At 55.3% G+C, this 20,225-nt stretch carries 17 protein-coding genes; 12 read left to right on the top strand and 5 right to left on the bottom strand.

Annotation, left to right across the window (positions count from 1 at the left end; genetic code table 11):
* The first annotated feature begins 58 nt into the window (after positions 1–58).
* Positions 59–1,714: an ABC transporter substrate-binding protein gene (locus tag MKJ04_RS19715; protein ID WP_241643444.1), complete on the top strand. Its 1,656-nt coding sequence runs from the start codon at positions 59–61 to the stop codon at positions 1,712–1,714.
* 28 nt (positions 1,715–1,742) lie between these two features.
* Here the strand turns inward: MKJ04_RS19715 and MKJ04_RS19710 are convergent, their stop codons facing one another.
* The 5 genes from MKJ04_RS19710 to dinB form a co-directional block, all read right to left on the bottom strand.
* Positions 1,743–2,261 (bottom strand): DUF6438 domain-containing protein, encoded by a 519-nt coding sequence (locus MKJ04_RS19710; RefSeq protein WP_241643442.1) that lies wholly within the window; start codon positions 2,259–2,261, stop codon positions 1,743–1,745.
* Entirely contained in the window at positions 2,258–2,860 is a 603-nt protein-coding gene (locus tag MKJ04_RS19705) for a hypothetical protein (RefSeq protein WP_241643440.1), read from the bottom strand. The genes MKJ04_RS19710 and MKJ04_RS19705 overlap by 4 nt, the downstream gene beginning before the upstream one ends.
* An 87-nt stretch (positions 2,861–2,947) precedes the next feature.
* Positions 2,948–4,780 carry a membrane protein insertase YidC gene (gene yidC / locus MKJ04_RS19700; protein ID WP_241643438.1) on the bottom strand — a complete coding sequence of 611 codons (1,833 nt, stop codon included), beginning with the start codon at positions 4,778–4,780 and terminating at the stop codon, positions 2,948–2,950.
* A gap of 36 nt (positions 4,781–4,816) precedes the next feature.
* Entirely contained in the window at positions 4,817–6,430 is a 1,614-nt protein-coding gene (locus tag MKJ04_RS19695; RefSeq protein ID WP_241643436.1) for a CTP synthase, read from the bottom strand.
* Positions 6,431–6,680: 250 nt separating this feature from the next.
* Entirely contained in the window at positions 6,681–7,775 is a 1,095-nt protein-coding gene (dinB, locus tag MKJ04_RS19690; protein ID WP_410896838.1) for a DNA polymerase IV, read from the bottom strand.
* 181 nt (positions 7,776–7,956) lie between these two features.
* Between dinB and MKJ04_RS19685 the strand changes: the two genes are divergently transcribed.
* The 11 genes from MKJ04_RS19685 to MKJ04_RS19635 all read left to right on the top strand — a co-directional run bounded on the left by MKJ04_RS19685 (position 7,957) and on the right by MKJ04_RS19635 (position 20,218).
* Positions 7,957–9,267: a PQQ-dependent sugar dehydrogenase gene (locus tag MKJ04_RS19685; RefSeq protein ID WP_241643434.1), complete on the top strand. Its 1,311-nt coding sequence runs from the start codon at positions 7,957–7,959 to the stop codon at positions 9,265–9,267.
* Positions 9,268–9,579: 312 nt separating this feature from the next.
* Positions 9,580–10,260: a type 1 glutamine amidotransferase domain-containing protein gene (locus MKJ04_RS19680; protein WP_241643432.1), complete on the top strand. Its 681-nt coding sequence runs from the start codon at positions 9,580–9,582 to the stop codon at positions 10,258–10,260.
* A gap of 118 nt (positions 10,261–10,378) precedes the next feature.
* A complete protein-coding gene (cysM, locus tag MKJ04_RS19675; RefSeq protein ID WP_241643430.1) occupies positions 10,379–11,260 on the top strand; it encodes a cysteine synthase CysM in 882 nt (293 codons plus the stop codon).
* A gap of 74 nt (positions 11,261–11,334) precedes the next feature.
* Complete coding sequence (locus MKJ04_RS19670) at positions 11,335–12,195, top strand: pirin family protein (protein ID WP_241643428.1); 861 nt, start codon at positions 11,335–11,337, stop codon at positions 12,193–12,195.
* 554 nt (positions 12,196–12,749) lie between these two features.
* Positions 12,750–14,429 (top strand): GMC oxidoreductase, encoded by a 1,680-nt coding sequence (locus MKJ04_RS19665; protein WP_241643426.1) that lies wholly within the window; start codon positions 12,750–12,752, stop codon positions 14,427–14,429.
* Positions 14,430–14,530: 101 nt separating this feature from the next.
* Entirely contained in the window at positions 14,531–15,997 is a 1,467-nt protein-coding gene (locus MKJ04_RS19660; RefSeq protein WP_241643424.1) for a Gfo/Idh/MocA family protein, read from the top strand.
* Between the two features lie 78 nt (positions 15,998–16,075).
* The gene (locus tag MKJ04_RS19655; RefSeq protein ID WP_241643422.1) at positions 16,076–16,639 is read left to right on the top strand and encodes a gluconate 2-dehydrogenase subunit 3 family protein; all 564 of its coding nucleotides are present in this window, start codon (positions 16,076–16,078) and stop codon (positions 16,637–16,639) included.
* Positions 16,640–16,757: 118 nt separating this feature from the next.
* Positions 16,758–17,918, top strand: coding sequence for a Gfo/Idh/MocA family protein (locus tag MKJ04_RS19650; RefSeq protein WP_241643420.1), 1,161 nt, complete (start codon positions 16,758–16,760; stop codon positions 17,916–17,918).
* Between the two features lie 4 nt (positions 17,919–17,922).
* Positions 17,923–18,978, top strand: a complete 1,056-nt coding sequence (locus tag MKJ04_RS19645; RefSeq protein WP_241643418.1) for a sugar phosphate isomerase/epimerase family protein — start codon at positions 17,923–17,925, stop codon at positions 18,976–18,978.
* A 24-nt stretch (positions 18,979–19,002) separates the two neighbouring features.
* On the top strand, positions 19,003–19,473 hold the full coding sequence (locus tag MKJ04_RS19640) for a c-type cytochrome (RefSeq protein WP_241643416.1): 471 nt from the start codon (positions 19,003–19,005) through the stop codon (positions 19,471–19,473).
* A 4-nt stretch (positions 19,474–19,477) separates the two neighbouring features.
* Positions 19,478–20,218: a DUF1080 domain-containing protein gene (locus MKJ04_RS19635; protein WP_241643414.1), complete on the top strand. Its 741-nt coding sequence runs from the start codon at positions 19,478–19,480 to the stop codon at positions 20,216–20,218.
* The last annotated feature ends 7 nt before the right edge of the window (positions 20,219–20,225 follow it).

Raw genomic sequence — 20,225 nt, 5'->3', positions numbered from 1 at the left:
GCCCGCGCAAGATGCCCGGTCCTTGCACAAAGATACATTTTTTTGCCCACAAAGACGGATGCAAGTTAGTACACACAGCATATTTTTATACATACTCGTGGGCCTTTTTGCCTCCTGCACTGAGGCTGGCGAAAGTAAAACGGATAAAAAAGTGTTTCGGTATAATCAGGCGGAGGCGCTCACGTCGCTGGATCCGGCCTTTGCCCGCAACCAGGCCAACATCTGGGCCACTACCCAGCTTTACAACGGCCTGGTGGAGCTGGATCAGGAGCTGAAAACAGGCCCTGCCATCGCCAAAAGCTGGGAAGTGTCGCCCGACGGTATGGCCTATACCTTTCATCTGCGCGACGATGTGTATTTCCATGACAGTGAGGCCTTTCCGGGGGGCAAGGGCCGGAGGGTCAGGGCGCAGGATTTTGCCTACAGCTTCCACCGCATCGTGGACCCCGCCACGGCCAGCACCGGCGCCTGGGTGTTCAACGACAAAGTGCTGGCGGATGCCACGGGCGCCATCTCCGACACGGCCTTTCTGGCTTTGAACGACAGTACCTTCCGGGTATACCTGCAAGCCCCGTTTATCGCCTTCCTTGAGATCCTGACCATGCCCTATGCCTACGTGGTGCCCCGCGAGGCTGTCATGCGGTATGGCAAGGACTTCAGGGCGAACCCGGTGGGCACCGGCCCTTTCCGGTTCAATCTCTGGGACGAGGGAAACGCCATCGTGATGCTCCGAAACCCTAGCTACTGGAAAGTGGACGCGGCGGGCAAGCGGCTCCCATACCTGGATGCAGTGCAGGTTTCATTCATCACCGATAAGAAGTCTGAGTTCCTGACCTTTATGCAAGGGAAGCTGGACTTTCTGTCGGGTATAAAAGAAGGCTCCCGCGACCTGATTCTCAACAACGACGGTACCGTGCAGGAGGATTTCAAAGACAAGTTCACGGTGCAAAAGGTACCCTACCTGAACACCGAGTACATTGGGTTTCAGCTGGATTCCGCGAAGCTGAAGGAGGCAAACCCCGCTCTGCGCGACAAACGTGTGCGGCAAGCCCTGAACTATGCCATCAACAAGAAAGAGATGATCGCCTATTTCCGCAACAACATCGGGATTGCCGGCCATTCAGGGATGGTGCCTCCCTCGCTGCCTTCTTACAACGACAGCCTCGTGCGAGGGTATGCCTATAACCCCGGCAAGGCCATCGCTCTGTTGCAAGCGGCTGGGTACAGTGCGCAACATCCCTTGCAGATGCGGCTGAGCACAGTTCAGGAGCACAAGGAACTGGCGGAGTACATGCAGAAGAAATGGGCGGAGGTAGGGGCGCAGGTGCAAATCGACATCAACCAGGCCCCGGCGCACCAGGAGACCGTGGACAACGGCCGCGCACCTTTCTTCATGAAATCGTGGCTGGGCGACTACCCGGATGCGGAGAACTACCTTGCGCTCTTTTACAGCAAGAATTTCTCTCCTGCCGGGCCTAACAAGACGCATTTCAGCAATGCGGCCTTCGACCAGCTGTATGAGCAGGCCAAGCTAGAGCGGGATGTGAAAAAACGCTGGAGCCTGTACCAGCAGATGGATCAGATCGTGGTGGAGGAGTGCCCGGTTATCGTGTTGTTTTATGATGAAGTGGTCCGGCTCACGCAACCGAACATCGTGGGTCTGGAGCCAAACCCTATGAACACCCTGAACCTGGAGCGGGTCCGCAAACTGTAGCCCGGTTATACATCAGGCTTTCTGTCATTTAATAGGTCGGGTTGCTTTTGTCTTTTGCGTGCCGCTGCAGCAGTTCGTCGAGCCACGCGATGAACTGAATAAGGCGCTCGGGCCCGCCTTCCTCATGCTTCACCCGTTTCGTCTGCTTGCCTTGCGCATAGAAAGTGAGGTATGTGGAAGAGATGTCGGACCAGTCGGATAAATAGCTTTTTTGGAGGGTTGTATACGCCAGGTCATTCAGTTTCTGCGTGAACTGTTGCACCTCCTGCGGCGTAAGCTGCAGCTGCAGGGTATCCTGAGCCAGCGCGTTCCGGAAAGGCACGTACGCCACCTGTCCGTTCTGATAGATGGTAGCGTTATAAGCCGGGCAGAGACCCAGGCAAGGTGTTTTCTGGAAGAGCAGCACTGGCTCGGCAGGCTTTTGCCCGGTTGTGGCCTGTTGCCGGGCGGCGCTTTTGGAGCATCCCGCCGCCATCAGGGCGAGCAGCAGCAATAAAAGCCAGCTGTGGCTGCGCCCTCGGTTTATACTGTGTCGGGTCTTGCTCATGGCGTTTCGGTTTGTAAGGGTATAAAGTGGCCTTCACGGAACGTGTATGCCTTCGGCTGGCAATCGGGACAGGTCGAGAAATTCACGGTAGAGTCGGGGGCATCCAGCACAAAAAGACGGCTATTGGGGCTGTAACTGGCACTGCCGTGCCCTTGCAGCTTGTCCAGCACTTTTCCGCTCTGGCGGTCGATCACATAATGCGTCTGGCAATTCGCTCCGCACTCTACCGAAACAATGGTATACTTTCCGGCAAAGTTCACGCCCTCCTGCAAGGCTTCTGTCAGGACAATGCGGTGCGTGCGCGCATCCGGGTGACTCTTCACGTCCAGAGGAGCCATGCGGCCGCTGTACATATCGTGCACGTCGTGCTCTCCGCTGGTATGGTATTGCTCCATCGTGATGCGGTAACGTTGGTATAGGTCCGCATTTCCCTCGCCCGTTACGGGCATTTTCACATCTTTCCGGGCCAGTTGCTTTTCCAGTTTTGGGTGGGTGCTGGCTTTGTTCTCCTCTTCTTCGGAGCGCGGCTGGCAGCTGAGCATGGCAGCGCTGAGCGCTGCAAGCGCCATAAAGTTTTGCAGTGTTCGTGGGTATGACATAGCCTTACATACGCATGGGCGGCGGCTGCAGCCAAAAAAAAGGCCTCTCCGGGTAGGGAGAGGCCTTTGGGTATGAGAAGCACTGTGTTATTTTTTAGCCTTGCGCTTCTGCTGCTCTTTGTCAGATGCCTGACGCATGGCCTCCTGCATCCGCTCTGTGAAAGAGGGGCCGCCTGATTTCTTTTTCTCCTTGATCTTGTGCTTGTTCTCTTCCAGTCTCGCCCGGATCTTGCCCTCATCCACAAACTTGCGGATGGCGGCCTGCTGGCCAAAGGTCACGATGTTCGACATGAAGTAGTAGAACGAAAGACCTGCAGGGTATGAGTTCAGCACGAACATGAAGATAAGCGGCATCAGGTAGCTGTAGAACTTCATCGGGCCCTGCATGGTGTTCACCTGGTTGTTCGACCAGGTATACAGGATCGTGGAGCCCGTCATCAGGAGCGTGAACATACTCACGTGGTCACCATAAAACGGTATGGTAAACGGCAGCTTCGCGAAGATATCGTAAGTGGAGAGGTCTGTAGCCCACAGGAAAGCTTCCTGGCGCAGCTCGATGGAGTTCGGAAAGAAGTTGAACATCGCAAACAGGATCGGGATCTGCAGCAGCATCGGGATACAGCCGCTGACGGGGTTCACGCCCATCTCCGAGTAAAGCTTCATCGTCTCCATCTGCGATTTCTGCATGTCGCCCTCGTTGCGCTCTTTAATCGCGTCGATCTCCGGCTTCAGCACCTTCATCTTTGCCATCGACACATACGACTTGTAAGTCAGCGGGAAGAGGATGGTTTTGATGTAGAGCACCAGCAGGATGATGATGATGCCGTAGCTGCTGAAGTAATTCTCCAAAAAGTCGAAGGCCGGGATGATGAGCCACTTGTTTACGTAGGAGAAAATGCCCCAGCCCAGGTCCAGGTTGTGGTCAAAATCATACCCGATGTGCTTGAGTATCTTGTAGTCGTTGGGGCCGAAGTAGAACATGAACTCGCCCTTGCCCGACAGCACGTCCTGCGTCGGGATCAGAATCTGAGAAGCCAGCGTCTTCACCACCGACGAGTCAGCCGGGTCAACAGTCGACTCCAATTTCGCGCCGGCGAACTGATTGGTGGCAATGATTCCGGCCGTAAAGAAGTTCTGCTTGTTAGCCACCCATTTGATGGGCTGCTCGATGGTTTCGGTCTCCGTCCCCTCCGAGATAGAAAGCTTTTCGAAAGACTCGTCTGACGTATAATAGTTGATGGTTGACTTCTGGCGGTTCTGATTGATGTCGCGCTCGAGCTGCTTGAGTTGGTCGCTCCAGGTAAAGGTCATGGTGTTGCCGCTGATCTGGCTGTCCAGTCCCTTAAAGTCCAGGTTATACCCCAACATAAAGCTCTCGTCGAAGAGGGTATAGGCCTGCTCGATGTATTGGCCGTTGCCCAACTGGGCCCTGAAGGTGATCGTCTTGCCGGTCACATCATCTTTGCCCTTTACGCTTTTCGCGTCAGAGGGCGTGAAGTACAGATCAGAGAGGTTTACCGTTTTCCCGTCGTTGGTGCGGAACGCCACATCCGTCTTGCTGCTTTCGCTGTCGAAGAGCACCAGCGGCTCGTCCAGGTAGGTTTTGTAGTTCTTGAGGAGCACTTCCTCCACCTGACCGCCTTTGGAGCTGAAGGTCACCCGGATGTTCTCGTTTTCCAGTATGGTGGTGGTTGCCTCTCCGTTTGCGGCAGCGCCAAAAGCGCCCAGAGCGTTGGCTCTGTTGGCCTGAGCCAGCGAGTCGTCGGCCACCACTGTGTCTGTTGCTTGCAGCGGTGCTACCTTGGCCGTTTCCTGCAGTGCCGTTTGCTTCACGGGCTCATCCTTCGCCGAAAAGAAGAAGGAGTAAGCCAGCAGCAGTATGGCAATCAATCCAAAGCCAATTGCTTGATTTCTATCCATTTACTCGTAGTTGAATTGTGATTGTGTGTATTGTGCTTAATTAGATTTAGCGTAGTTAATGGCCGCTTTCACAAACTTAACAAAAAGCGGGTGGGGGGCCAGGGCCGTGCTTTTTAGCTCCGGATGGTACTGTGCCGCCACAAACCACGGGTGGTTTTGCAGCTCGATCACCTCCACCAGGCCCGTGTCGGGGTTGATGCCAGAGGCAAGCATTCCGGCCTGCTCAAAGTCAGCTAAGAACTTGTTATTGAACTCGTAACGATGGCGATGGCGCTCCGAAATCTTGGGCTTGCCATATACAGAATAAGCCTTGGAGCCCTTTTTTAGTTCACAAGTATAGGAACCTAATCGCATAGTTCCACCCATTTGGGTCACTTGTTTCTGATCTTCCATCATGTCGATGATGGGGTATGGCGTGTTCGGGTCCATTTCGGTGGAGGCGGCTCCCTCCAGTTGCAGTACATTGCGCGCAAACTCCACGGCGGCGCACTGCATGCCCAGGCAGATGCCCAGGAACGGGATATTGTTTTCGCGCACGAACTTGATCGCTTCCAGCTTTCCTTTAAAGCCGCGCTCGCCAAAGCCGGGGGCCACCAGCACGCCGTCCATCTGCTGCAGCAGCGAGGCCACGTTCTCTGTGGCGATGTTCTCCGACTGGAAAGTTTTGATATTCACCTTGCACTCGTTGGCGGAGCCCGCGTGCACAAAAGACTCAATGATGGATTTGTAGGCATCCGGCAGCTCCACGTATTTTCCCACCAGGGCGATATTCACCTCGGCGGTCGGGTTCTTCAGGCGGCCCAGAAACTCTTTCCAGCTGTCCAGGTTTGGCTCCATCTTGTGCGGCAGCTTCAGCTTGCTGATCACGCGCTCGTCCAGCTTCTCCTTGCGCATCAGCAGCGGCACGTCATAGATGGTCTCCGCGTCTAGCGACTCGATCACCGAGTTGGTCTTCACGTTACAGAACAGGGCGATCTTTCGGCGCATCTCCGCCGGAATAGAGTGCTCAGAGCGGCATACCAGGATGTCGGGCTGCACGCCTGCCTCAGACAGGGCACGCACCGAGTGCTGGGTTGGCTTGGTTTTCAGCTCACCGGCGGCACGCAGGTAGGGTACCAGGGTCAGGTGGATCACGCAGGTCTCGTGCACGCCGAGTTCCCAGCGCAGCTGGCGCAGGGCCTCAATAAACGGCAACGACTCGATATCGCCCACGCAGCCACCCAGCTCCGTGATCACGATGTCAAACTCGCCCGTATCGCCCAGCAGCAGCATGCGGCGCTTGATCTCATCCGTGATATGCGGAATCACCTGCACCGTCTTGCCCAAATAGGCACCGGCACGCTCCTGAGTGATGACGTGGTTGTAGATGCGGCCCGTGGTGACGTTGTTTGCCTGTGATGTGGGTGTGTTGAGGAAACGCTCGTAATGGCCCAGGTCAAGGTCAGTCTCTGCGCCGTCCTCCGTCACGAAGCACTCTCCGTGCTCGTAGGGGTTCAGGGTACCCGGGTCGATATTGATGTAAGGGTCGAATTTCTGAATAGTTACAGAGAAGCCTCTTGCCTGTAGCAGTTTAGCAAGAGAGGCGGAAATGATGCCTTTACCAAGGGAGGAAGTTACGCCGCCTGTAACGAAAATGTATTTAGTAGCCATAAGTTTGGGTTAAGCCTTATGGGCCACAAAGGTACTTTAAATATTTGATTTTCCTGACAATACCGCAACATACTGCAGCATCTTTCTTCAGGTGTCTGCTAAAGCGGGGTATAAACGCACCCCATTCAGTCCTTTTTGGCCAGCCGGGCGCATCCGTTTTGCTGCAACTTATGGCGCCAGGCTCCTGGGTATAGCTTCCGCGCAAAGTTACCCGATATGGGTAGCAGAAATTGTGTACGCTGGGCTGCACTCAGAACTCAAGGGTGAACTGATAGCCCTCCTGCAGCCGGTCGTGCTGGTAAAGCAGGCTACTGACCGTGACCCCGAGCAACCGCACCGGGTAGGGGGGAAGCTGGGGCGCGCGCAGCAGATCACGGGCAATTACGTAGAGGGCATCGGCGCTGCTGAACTCGCTCAGAAAAGTCTTGCTGCGGGTGTTTTGGGCAAAGTCGAAGTACTTGATCTTGAGCGTGAGGGTTTTAGCAGTGGCCTTTAGCCGCTCCATGTCCTGGGCCACCTCCAGGCACAGCCTGTCCAGTTGCAGCAGCATGTCGTGCTCCTCGATCAGGTCCACGTCGAAGGTGCGCTCTGAGCCAATGGACTTCCGGATGCGGTGTGGCTGCACCTCCCTGAAGTCCTGGGCGCGGGAGATCCGGTAGTAATACAGACCCACTTTCCCGAAGTTGCGGACCAGCTCCTGCTCGGAGCGCGCGCGCAGGTCGGCCCCGGTCAGGATGCCCATTTGCTGCATTTTGGCGGCCGTCACTTTGCCGATGCCATGAAACTTCTCGATGGCCAGGCCCGCCACCAAAACCTCAGCTTTGTCGGGAGTGATGAGCGTGAAGCCGTCCGGCTTGTTGTAGTCAGAGGCTATTTTTGCCAGGAACTTGTTATAGGAAACGCCCGCCGAGGCCGTCAGGCCAGTCTCCTCGAAAATGCGCTTCCGGATCTCCTGCGCGATAATTGTGGCTGAGGGCATCCCGATCTTGTTTTCGGTCACATCCAGGTAGGCCTCATCCAGCGAGAGCGGCTCCACCAGGTCGGTATAGGATTGGAAAATCTCACGGATCTGGCGGGAAACAGCGCTGTATACCTCGAAGCGGGCTTTCACAAAGATCAGGTGTGGGCAGCGCTGTGCGGCGATTTTGGAGGAAAGAGCTGAGTGCACGCCATACCTGCGGGCCTCGTAGCTTGCCGCCGCCACCACGCCGCGCTGCCTGGAGCCGCCCACCGCCACGGGTTTGCCGCGCAGCTCCGGGTTGTCGCGCTGCTCCACCGACGCGAAGAAGGCGTCCATGTCGACGTGAATGATTTTTCGGATGGGCTGGCTCACGGAAAGGTGCATTACTGGGCAAAGGTACAAAACAGCGCCTGAAACTCAGTGATGCCCTGCCAGCGGAGCCGGTTTTGGTGGTCTATTGCAAAAGATGCATTTGTAGGGGGTATGGCCAGCGGAGTTCGCACATGCAACAGGACATTTTGCGCAAACCTCCCGTATACTAGCAACTCAAACAAGCAATAACACTATGATACAATTGAAACAAACACGACGCAGCGCTCCGCTACTGGCATTTTTGGCCGCCTCGGCCTTATGGGGCTGCAACAGTGCGCAGGAGTCTGCACAGCAGGAGGGACAAACCGCGTCCACCACCTTTAGCCCTGACGCCGACACCGTACGCACGGCCACCGACCCAAGCCTGGTCCTGCCAGCCCCGGACACTACCCATCGGGCTGCCAAACGCAGCCAAACCATCGGGTGGCCGGCAGACAAAGCCCCCGTGGCCCCAACAGGGTTTAAAGTGGAGCGCTTCGCCACCGACCTGAAGCACCCGCGCCGGATATACATCGCCCCGAACAAGGATGTTTTCGTCGCGGAAACGGACGACAAGGAGAAAAGCGCCAACCAGATCACGCTCCTCCGCGACTCGGACAACGACGGAAAGCCAGACACCCGCGAGGTGTTTTTATCGGGCCTGAACCAACCGTATGGCATCCTGGTGCTGGGCGATTACTTTTATGTGGCGGAGGTAGACAAGCTGGTGCGCTACCCCTACAAGGCCGGACAGACGAAGATGGATGCGAAAGCCGAGCAACTAATCAGCCTGCCCGCAGGCGGCTACAACCACCACTGGACGCGCAACATCATCGCCAACCCCGCGGGTACCAAAATCTACGTATCGGTGGGGTCAGCCAGCAACGTGGGTGAGTATGGCATGGACAAGGAAGTGCGCAGGGCAAACATCCTGGAGATCAACCCGGACGGAACAGGGGAGCGCGTATATGCCAGCGGGCTGCGCAACCCGGTGGGTATGGACTGGGCGCCCGGCTCTAACGTGCTCTGGACAGCGGTGAACGAGCGCGATGAGATAGGCGACGAACTGGTGCCCGACTATATGACAGGTGTGAAAGAGGGGGCCTTTTATGGCTGGCCTTATTCATACTACGGCCAGCACGTAGACCCGCGCCGCCAGGGCGAGCGTCCTGAGTTGGTGCAAAAAGCGATCGTGCCGGACGTGCCGCTTGGGGCGCACACGGCGTCTTTAGGACTGGCATTCTATCAGGGTAGTGCCTTTCCGGCTAAATACAAAAATGGCGCTTTTATTGGGCAGCACGGCTCCTGGAACCGCTCGAATTTTGCCGGGTATAAAGTGGTCTTCGTGCCCTTTCAGAACGGTCAGCCCAGCGGCAAGCCAGAGGATTTTCTGACGGGCTTTATTGCCGATGCCAGCAAGAATGAGGTATACGGCCGACCCGTAGGCATTGAAGTCATGCCCGATGGATCGATGCTGGTGGCTGATGACGAAGGAGGCATTATCTGGCGCGTAACTGCTAACTAGGGTAACGCGGAATTTTAAGAAATGCCCCTGTCAACATATGCTGTTGGCAGGGGCATTTTTTGTTCTTCAAAGGTATACCCTTTATACCTGAGGGTATAGAAGGCACACGGCACGCAGCGGGCTTGGGATGTGAGTATGGCGGAGAAAACTTGCGGAGATACAGCATGCTGCTACCAGGGTATCGCGATAAGTAGGAATAACATTTTCCGGTATGCGCTGTTAAAGCAGCATCCATGCAAAACCCTGACCGGGGCAAGCGCGTGTAACGAACAGGTGGCGAAGGCCACTAACAGAAGTAAATAACGAAAGTATATGAAAGTATTAATTGTATTAACATCACACGACAAACTGGGCGACACTGGGGAGAAGACAGGTTTTTGGGTTGAAGAATTTGCCGCGCCATACTATAAACTAGCGGATGCAGGCGTAGCGGTCACGTTGGCTTCCCCTAAAGGCGGACAGCCCCCGATCGACCCGAAAAGCACCCAGCCTGATTTTCAGACGGAGGCGACCAAGCGGTTTGACCAAGACAAGGAACTGCAAAGCAAGCTCAGCAAAACGCATAAGTTGAGCGAGGTGAAGGCCGCCGATTTTGACGCGGTGTTCTATCCGGGCGGCCATGGCCCGATGTGGGACCTCGCCGAGGATAAAGACTCTATCAACCTGCTGGAGACTTTCCATGCGCAGCACAAGCCGCTGGCTCTGGTGTGCCACGCTCCTGCAGCCCTGAAGCACGTGAAAGCCGCCAACGGCGATCCGCTCGTGAAGGGCAAGAAAGTAACCGGATTCACAAACACAGAGGAAGAGGCCGTGCAACTGACAGACGTGGTGCCCTTTCTGCTGGAAGACAAACTGAAGGAGCTGGGTGGTGTATACAGCAATGGAAGCGACTGGGGGAGCTATGTGCTGCAGGACGGCCTGCTGATCACTGGACAAAACCCTGCCTCGTCTGAGGCTGCCGCAGAGAAGCTGCTGGACGCTTTAAAATCCTAGGCACCTGGCCTATACCTGAACGAATCCCGCCAAAGCTGAAATGCCTGGCGGGATTTTATTTTTGCTTCCATGTTAAGCAACTCATACCTTCGTAACAGACTTATCAATTCGCAGCTATATGGCAACGTTACTTGATTTTATCGGCAACACCCCGCTGGTGGAGCTGACACATATAAATACCAAACCCGGCGTGAAGTTATACGCCAAGCTGGAGGGGAACAACCCCGGCGGCAGCGTGAAAGACCGTGCCGCCTACGGCATGATAAAGGGTGCCCTGGATCGGGGCGAGCTACAGCCGGGCACCAGGCTGATTGAGGCGACAAGCGGCAACACCGGTATCGCACTGGCCATGATCGCGCGCCTGTTTAACGCGGAGATTGAGCTGGTGATGCCCGACAATGCCACCCGGGAGCGGGTGCTGACCATGGAGGCCTATGGCGCCAAAGTCACGCTTACGCCGGCAGAGCACTCGATGGAGGGGGCCATAGACTACGTGAACGAGAAAGTGGCGCAGGGAGGGTACCTGCTGCTTAACCAGTTTGCCAACCCCGACAACTATTTGGCCCACTACCATACCACCGGCCCCGAAATCTGGCGCGACACCGACGGGAAAGTGACGCACTTTGTGTCTTCCATGGGCACCACGGGCACCATCATGGGCGTGTCACGGTATCTGAAGGAGCAGCGCCCGGAAGTGCAGATTGTGGGCACGCAACCAGTGGAGGGATCCCAGATACCGGGTATCAGGCGCTGGCCGCAAGAGTACCTGCCCAAAATTTTTGAAAAGGAGCGCGTGGACCGCACTCTGGACGTGTCGGCGGCCGATGCCACGGCCATGACGCGCAGGCTGGCCAAGGAAGAAGGCGTGTTTGCCGGTATGAGCAGCGGCGGGGCTGTGTTTGCCGCCACCCGCCTCATAGAGGAACTGGAGGAAGGCGTGGTGGTATGCATCATCTGCGACCGCGGCGACCGGTATCTTTCCTCCGATTTGTTTGCGTAAGCAGCGTCCCGTCCCCATCTTGTTATAAAAAGTTACGTTATAACAACGAATATAAGATCCCATACACCACTACCATGAAAACAAAGAAAATCAAACAAGTACATGAGGCCGTGAGCGCGCCCATCGATGATCTGGTGACGTACCGTGCCCTGCCCACCTCCGCGGTAGAGTATATTGACCCTTTCCTCTTCCTGAACCACCACGGGCCGCAAACCTATGACCCGAATAACAAAGGCCTGCCATTTGGCCCGCACCCACACCGGGGGTTTGAAACGCTCACCTTCATCCTGGAAGGCGATATCCTGCACCAGGACACGGGGGGAGGCAAAAGCGTGATCAATAAAGGCGGGGTGCAGTGGATGACGGCTGGCTCCGGACTGATCCATGCGGAGGTTTCCTCGGATACGTTTAAGCGCGAAGGCGGTCCGCTGGAAATTCTGCAGCTATGGCTCAACCTGCCCGCCAGGTATAAAATGGTGCCCCCAAGCTACGTGGGCCTCCAGCAGCACGAAATTCCATCGGCTACCGAAGACGAGGGCCGTGTGCAAATAAATGTGATTTCTGGGCGCTGGGGCGATACAGAAGGTCCCATCAAGTCGCTCGGCGGGATCATGATGAGCAGTGTAGACATGCAGGCCGCCAGCAGCTTTACCGTGCAGGTGCCAGCGGCACACAACGTCTTTTTCTATGTGGTACGGGGCAAGGTCACCGTAAACGGGCGGTCAGTAGACAAGCTGCATCTGGTTGAGTTTGAAAACGAGGGGGAGGACATCAACGTGGAGGCGACAGAAGCCGCTGTACTGCTTTTCGGCCATGCCCTGCCGTTCAACGAGCCCGTCGTGTCGCATGGCCCGTTTGTGATGAACACGGAGCAGGAGATTCGCGAAGCCTTCCGGGATTACCAGCTCGGGAAAATGGGAGACTGGAACGACTGATATTTTGAAACAGCATTTTGAAAGCCTTGTGGGTAGTGTATACCTGCGAGGCTTTTTTTATTGCTACTTTACCATTCAGCCAGCGCCACAAAAACAGGGCAAAATCCGGGTCTTGAGCAGGCTATATGTGTTATGTCTAAACAGCGAGGATAACATGGGCCGTGCTTCAGCAGCGGAGTGCAGCGCTGTTTTAGATAAGTATCGGCTCACTCTTGCGGCCCAGGGAAGGTATAAGTGGTTCATCGTTAGCTGGTATTTGCCTGATTGGGCAGATTTATACCCCTGTACATACTTCGCAATACATCAGCATTGGCCCGGTTTCTCATGTTTTAGACCATATCGGAAAAATGCAGCAAAGTGCTTTTTTACAAGGAGTGAGTACTCAACTATAATTTTCAGTATTTACAGTTATAACTTGCTTATATTAGAATTAAACTTTATACTTATTCGATCATTTCTAAACATATTGGTGGAGGAATGAATAATTGACAATAAGCTCCAAAAGATTGGGGCAAAAATGTGCTGAACCTTATAATAGCTAATCATCCTGAATCATGGCTGAAAATGTATATGATGCGATTGTTGTAGGCTCCGGAATTTCTGGCGGCTGGGCTGCAAAAGAACTCACCCAAAAAGGACTTAAAACTATACTACTGGAGCGTGGCCGGAACGTCGAGCATGTGAAGGACTATACCAACGCCAATAAAGATCCCTGGGAGTTTCCGCATGCGGGTGGTCGTACCCAGGAAATGATCAAAAACAACCCTGTTCTAAAGCGGGATTATGTGCTGAACGAGCGCAACCTCGATTTTTGGGCCAACGACAAAGACAATCCATATGTTGAGGTGAAGCGCTTCGACTGGTACCGTGGGTACCAGGTGGGCGGGCGCTCGCTGATGTGGGGCCGCCAGAGCTACCGCCTGAGCGACCTCGACTTTGAGGCCAACATGAAGGATGGCGTGGCCGTGGACTGGCCCATCCGCTACAACGAAATTGCGCCGTGGTACAGCTACGTGGAGAAATTTGCCGGTATAAGCGGCTCCAAAGAGAATATCCCGCACTTACCCGACGGCGATTTCATGCCTCCCATGGAGCTGAACTGCGTGGAAAAAGACGTGGCGGCCCGCCTCAAGAAACATTATAACAACAATCGCCACATGATTATCGGCCGCGTGGCCAACATCACGCAGCCACACCACGACCGCACCAACTGCCAGTACCGCAACAAATGCTGGCTCGGCTGCCCTTTTGGGGCCTATTTCAGCACACAATCGGCCACCATGCCCGCCGCCATGGCCACTGGCAACCTCACCCTTCGTCCTTTTTCTATCGTGACCAAGGTGATTTATGACAAAGACACCAAAAAGGCAAAAGGCGTGGAGGTGCTGGATGCCGAAACCAACCAGACGTATGAGTACTTCGCCAAGGTGATCTTCCTGAACGCCTCCTCTCTGAACTCGACCTGGATGCTGATGAACTCTGCCACCGATGTATGGGAAGGCGGACTGGGAAGCAGCAGCGGGGAACTGGGCCATAACCTGATGGACCACCACTTTAAGGTAGGTGCCTCCGGAACGGTAGAGGGGTATGAAGACAAATATTACTATGGTCGCCGCCCGAACGGCATCTACATCCCGCGTTTCCGCAACATCGGCGACGACAAGCGGGATTACATCCGTGGGTTTGGTTACCAGGGCAGTGCTGGCCGTGAGGGCTGGAGCCGCGAGATTGCCGAGATGAACATCGGCGGCGACTTTAAGGATGCCCTGACGGAGCCGGGTGCCTGGACGATGGGTATAAACGGCTTTGGCGAGACGCTGCCATACCATGAGAACAAAATAAGCCTGGACAAGAGCGTGAAAGACAAGTGGGGCCTGCCCGTGCTTGCCATCGATGCCGAGATAAAGGAAAATGAGCGCAAGATGCGCCAGGACATGAAGAACGACGCCAAGGAGATGCTGGAGATCGCCGGGTTGAAGAACGTGAACACTTACGATGCGGATTACGGCCTCGGCCAGGGAATCCATGAAATGGGAACCGCCCGCATGGGCCGCGACCCGAAAACATCGGTGCTGAACGGCAACAACCAGGTATGGGATGCGCAGAACGTGTACGTGACAGACGGCGCCTGCATGACTTCCGCCGGCTGCCAAAACCCGTCGCTCACGTACATGGCCCTTACGGCACGCGCCGTGGACCACGCCGTGGGAGAACTCAAGCGCCAAAACTTATAGCCATGCGCCTTGCCCGGCATCAGGTCGGGCAAGGCGTTGCTTTTACAGGGCAATGAAGGTGAAATAAATATCAGTGAGGCGTACCTAACCTAATGTAAGCTATGTCAGAGAAAAAAGCAGATAATTCAGCAGCAAGTAGCTCGCGCAGAAATTTTCTCAAAGCGGGCGCCGTTACAGCGGCCAGTTTCCTCATCGTACCCCGCCACGTGCTGGGAGGGGTGGGCTTTGTGGCTCCCAGTGATAAACTGGTGATTGCGGGCATTGGCGTGGGCGGCAAGGGGCAAAGCGACCTGGCCAGTTTCCACCAGAGCGGGAAGGCAGAAATTGCCTATCTCTGCGACGTGGATGACCGCAGGGCCGCCACGTCCATCAAAAATTTCCCAAAAGCCAAGTACTACAAAGATTACCGCGAAATGCTGGATAAGGAGGCGAAGCACATCGATGCTGTCTCCGTGTCCACCCCAGACCATAACCACGCCGTACAGGCTATGGCCGCCATGCAACTGGGCAAGCACGTGTACGTGCAAAAGCCGCTGACGCATGACCTTTACGAGGCCCGCGCCCTGACCAACGCAGCCAAGCGCTACAAAGTCGTGACGCAGATGGGAAACCAGGGTGCCTCCGGCGACGGTGTGCGGCAACTGCGCGAATGGTATGACGCCGGTATTATCGGCGAAGTGGACACTGTATACTGCTGGACAGACCGACCGGTTTGGCCGCAGGGAATTCCGTGGCCGGCAACACCGGCAGAAGTTCCGAAGGAGCTGAACTGGGACCTGTGGCTCGGCACCGCGCCGTACAAAGACTATGTGGAGAAGCTGGTGCCGTTTAACTGGCGCGGCTGGTGGGACTACGGTACCGGAGCCCTGGGGGATATGGGATGCCATCTGATCGAGGCGCCATTCAGTGTGTTGGGGCTTCAATATGCCGCTGACGTTCAGGCAAGTGTGGGCAGTGTGTACGTGGATGAGTTTAAGCGCGGCTACTTCCCGGACAGTTGCCCGCCCTCCAGCCATGTGGTGCTCAACTTCCCGAAATCAGCCCGCACGAAAGGGCCGGTGAAAATCCATTGGATGGACGGCGGCATACAGCCGGAGCGCCCTGAGGAGCTTGGCCCGAACGAGATCTTCGGCGATGGGGGCAATGGCATCCTGTTTGTCGGCACCAAAGGCAAAATGATGGCCAGCACTTATGCCGAGAACCCCAGGCTGTTGCCTACCTCCCGTACCACCGAAGTGACGGTGCCGCAAAAGTATGCACGCGTACCCGAAGGCGCCAAAGGGCATTACGCCCAGTGGGTGGAAGGCTGCCTGGCCGGTTACGGCAAAAAGCAACTTAGCGCACCATTTGAAATCTCTGGCCCTTTAACCGAGGCCTTGCTCATGGCGAACCTGGCCATCCGGGGGTATGATATCCGCAAACCGAAGGCCTCCGGTGAGGGGTATGATTATCCGGGCAGATCGGTAAAGCTGCTCTGGGATAACACCAACATGCGCATCACGAATTTTGATGAGGTAAACCAGTTCGTGAAGCGAGACTACCGAAATGGCTGGAGTCTTGGCGCTTAACAGTTTTAAATTACTGCAGCCATACCAGTTGCATACCAAGTATAACCTGAATTTTTTAAGCTGTCATTTTAAAGATATATGAACAGACGCGAAGCAGTAACGGCCGTTGCCTGGCTGATGGGAGGGACGCTTATCAGCGCCGATCTCCTGGTAGCCTGCACCACCAAGTCGAAAGACGTAAGCGACCTTTTTAAACCGGAGCAGCTGGCATTCCTCAACGAGGTGGCTGACACGATCCTGCCTACGACCAATACCCCGGGGGCCAAAGCGGCCAACGTGGGAGAGTTCATGGCGGTGATGGTGCGCGATTGCTATGCACCCGAAGACCAGAAGATCTTCCTGGAGGGTTTGTCGAAGCTGGACAAAGCCAGTGACGACAAGTTTAACAAGGACTTTATGAAACTGGATGCCAAGCAGCGCACCGAACTCCTCACTGCCCTAGACAAAGAGCAGAACGAGCACATGCGCACCAAGAAGCCCGCGGACCCGAACCATTATTTCCGGATGATGAAGGAACTGACGCTGTTGGGTTATTTCTCCTCGGAGATCGGGGCCACCCAGGCCTTGCGCTACGAGCCAGTGCCAGGCCGCTACGACGGCTGCATGCCCTACAAAAAAGGCGACAGAGCTTGGGCGACCTGAGGTATAACCCGCAGGTCTGCCATGCGACAGTTATGGTTGCTTCAGATTTGGGTTCAGGTTGCAAAAACCATTTAGCAAACACAAAATAAGACTAGATTTCTCATTCAATATTTTTTTGATGCATCAGAAATTAAGATTGGGCATGATTGGCGGTGGTCAGGGTGCCTTTATTGGCGGAGTACACCGGATAGCGGCCCAGCTAGACAATGCCTATGAGTTGGTATGCGGTGCCTTTAGCAGCAACGCGGAAAAATCGAAAGCCAGTGGCGAGATGTTGGGTATAGCCCCGGAGCGGGTGTATGCCTCTTATAAAGAGCTGTTCGAGAAAGAGCAGCAGTTGCCAGAAGCGCAGCGCGTGCAGGTCATCAGCATCGTCACGCCAAACCACGTGCATTTCGAGCCAGCCAAGATGGCGCTGGAAAGCGGCTTTCATGTGATTCTGGACAAACCCATGACCTTCTCGCTGGAAGAGGCCCTCCAATTGCGCGACGTGCAGGAGCGCAGCGGAATGCTTTTCTGCCTGACCCATACCTATACCGGGTACCCGATGGTGAAAGAGGCGCGCCAACTGGTGGCGTCCGGCAAACTGGGCCAGATCCGGAAAGTGTATGTGGAGTACCCGCAGGGCTGGCTGAGCACCTTCGAGGAGGGGGGCGAAAACAAGCAGGCTTCCTGGCGCACCGATCCTAAGCAAAGCGGCATCGCCGGTGCCATGGGCGATATCGGGACGCATGCCTTTAACCTTGCCGAGTACGTAAGTGGCCTGGCTGTAACCAAAATAAACGCCGACATTAATGTAGTGGTTGATGGCCGCCAGCTGGACGACGACGGTGCCGCGCTGCTCAAGTTCGACAACGGCGCCAGCGGCGTATTGGTGGCCACGCAGGTGGCCGCAGGAGAGGAGAATAACGTGCGTATCCGGGTATACGGCGAAAAAGGCGGCCTTGAATGGCAGCAGGAAGATGCCAACACCCTACAGGTGAAATGGCTTGACCGTCCGAATGAGATTTACCGCACAGGCGGTGGCAACTACCTCAGCTCTTACGCGCAGCACAACACGCGCACTCCCGGCGGACATCCGGAGGGCTATCTGGAAGCGTTCGCCAACCTATACCGCAACTTCGCCTTGTGCGTGCAGGCACGCCTGAAAGGTGAGGAGCCGCAGCCTGAGTGGCAGGACTACCCGGGTATAGAAGATGGCGTGCGCGGTATGGCTTTTATTGAAAATGTGATTGCCTCCGGCCAATCCAACCAAAAATGGACTGACTTTACAATCTAAGACTATGACAACGATACAAGGACCAGCGCTTTTTCTGGCGCAATTCCTGGGCGATCAGCCGCCCTTTGACACACTGGAGAACATATGCCGCTGGGCAAAGAGCCTCGGCTACGAAGGCGTGCAGATCCCGACCTGGGACAGCAAGTACTTTGATGTGCAGAAAGCCGCCGAAAGCAAGACGTATGCCGACGAGATCAAGGGCGTGGTAGAGGGCCAGGGGCTGAAGATCACCGAGCTTTCCAGCCACCTGCATGGGCAGCTGGTTGCCGTGAACCCGGCCTACGACACCCTTTTCGATGGCTTTGCGCCCGAGGCATACCACAACAACCCGAAAGCCCGCACCGATTGGGCGGTACAGCAGCTGAAGTACGCCGCCAAGGCTTCTCAAAATCTGGGCCTGCAGGCGCATGCCACTTTTAGCGGAGCTTTACTCTGGCATACCGTATACCCTTGGCCTCAGCGCCCTGCGGGACTGGTGGAAGCCGGTTTCAAAGAGCTCGGAAAACGCTGGACCCCGATACTGAATGCCTTTGACGAAGCAGGCGTGGACCTGTGCTATGAAATACATCCGGGCGAGGACCTGCATGACGGTGTCACGTACGAGATGTTCCTGGAGGAAGTGAAAAATCATCCGCGGGCCTGTCTTCTTTACGACCCGTCTCACTTCGTGCTGCAGTGCCTGGATTATCTCGAGTACATCGATATCTACCACGAGCGCATCAAGATGTTCCATGTCAAGGACGCGGAGTTTAACCCGACCGGGCGGCAGGGCGTGTATGGCGGCTACCAAAACTGGGTAAACAGGGCGGGTCGCTTCCGCTCGCTGGGCGATGGGCAGGTAGATTTCAGGTCAATCTTCAGTAAGCTGACCGCCCATGACTTTAAAGGTTGGGCCGTGCTGGAATGGGAGTGTGCTTTGAAGCACCCGGAAGACGGCGCGCGCGAGGGGGCAGTCTTCATCAAAGACCATATCATCAGGGTTACCGAAAAGGCTTTTGACGATTTTGCGGCCACAGGCATAGATGAAGCCAAAAATCGCACTATATTGGGTTTAAATTAAACCACACTCTTTACACGCTCTATTATGAAAAAGATTTTATTAGTTTTTGGCTGCTGTGCGCTCTTCGCCGCTTGCAACAATTCTGAAAACAAGTCCGAAGGCGAAGCATACTACGATAACTCGACTTCCGACGCAGAGATAAGCGCAGCCACGCGCCAGTCGGAGGTAGACACCAGCATCAACGACATCGGAACCGACAGAACCGCCAGCGTGCCTGCCGCCACCGCTGCTACTGACACCGAGAAAGGCAAAAATCTGATCGCCATGTCCGACTGCCTTTCCTGCCATCAAGTGGACAAGAAACTGGTTGGGCCAGGGTATGAGGAAGTAGCTGCCAAGTATGAGTACAACGACAAGAATGTTGACTACCTGGCTGGCAAGATCATCAAGGGCGGTTCCGGGGTATGGGGCCAGATCCCGATGACACCGCACCCGAACGTGTCGGAGGAGGATGCCAAAGAAATGGCTAAATATGTACTTTCACTAAGAAAATAGAACTATGATCCGAAATGCTTTTGCCTTTTGCGCGTTGGCCGCGCTGTTTTCGTGCCAATCGTCCACCACAGATACTGAAACAACCATGAGCGAGGAAAACACCGAAGCTACGCCTGCCGAAGCGGAGTGGACCACTCTGTTTGACGGGCAATCCATACAAGGCTGGCATACATACGGCCAGGACGCAGTAGGGAAGGCCTGGAAAATTGACGAAGGTGCCCTTTACCTGGACCCCTCCGCGAAATCTGACGGACAAGGGGGAGGTGATTTGGTTACGGACAATGCTTACGATGATTTCCACCTGAAATTGGACTGGAAAATAGCCAAGAACGGCAACAGCGGGATCATTTTCTATGTGCAGGAGGAACCAGCCAAATATCAGAACACCTATAACACAGGCCTGGAGATGCAGGTACTGGACAATGATGGCCACCCGGACGCGAAAATAAACAAGCACCGCGCCGGAGACCTGTACGACCTGGTGGCGAGCAGCCCGGAAACAGTGAAACCCGCCGGAGAGTGGAACCATGTTGAGATCATCAGCAAAGACGGCACGCTGGAGCTTTTCCAGAACGGCACCAAGGTGGTGACGACGACGCTCTGGGACGACAACTGGAAAACCATGGTTACCGGAAGCAAGTTTGCCGAAATGCCTGACTGGGGCACATTTAAATCCGGTAAAATCGCCCTTCAGGATCACGGAAACGCGGTATGGTATAAGAATATCATGATCCAGGAACTTTAAGCAGCCG

This window comes from Pontibacter sp. E15-1 (genome assembly GCF_022601975.1).
GTDB lineage: Bacteria > Bacteroidota > Bacteroidia > Cytophagales > Hymenobacteraceae > Pontibacter.
This window is presented reverse-complemented; position numbering and strand designations above follow the sequence as displayed.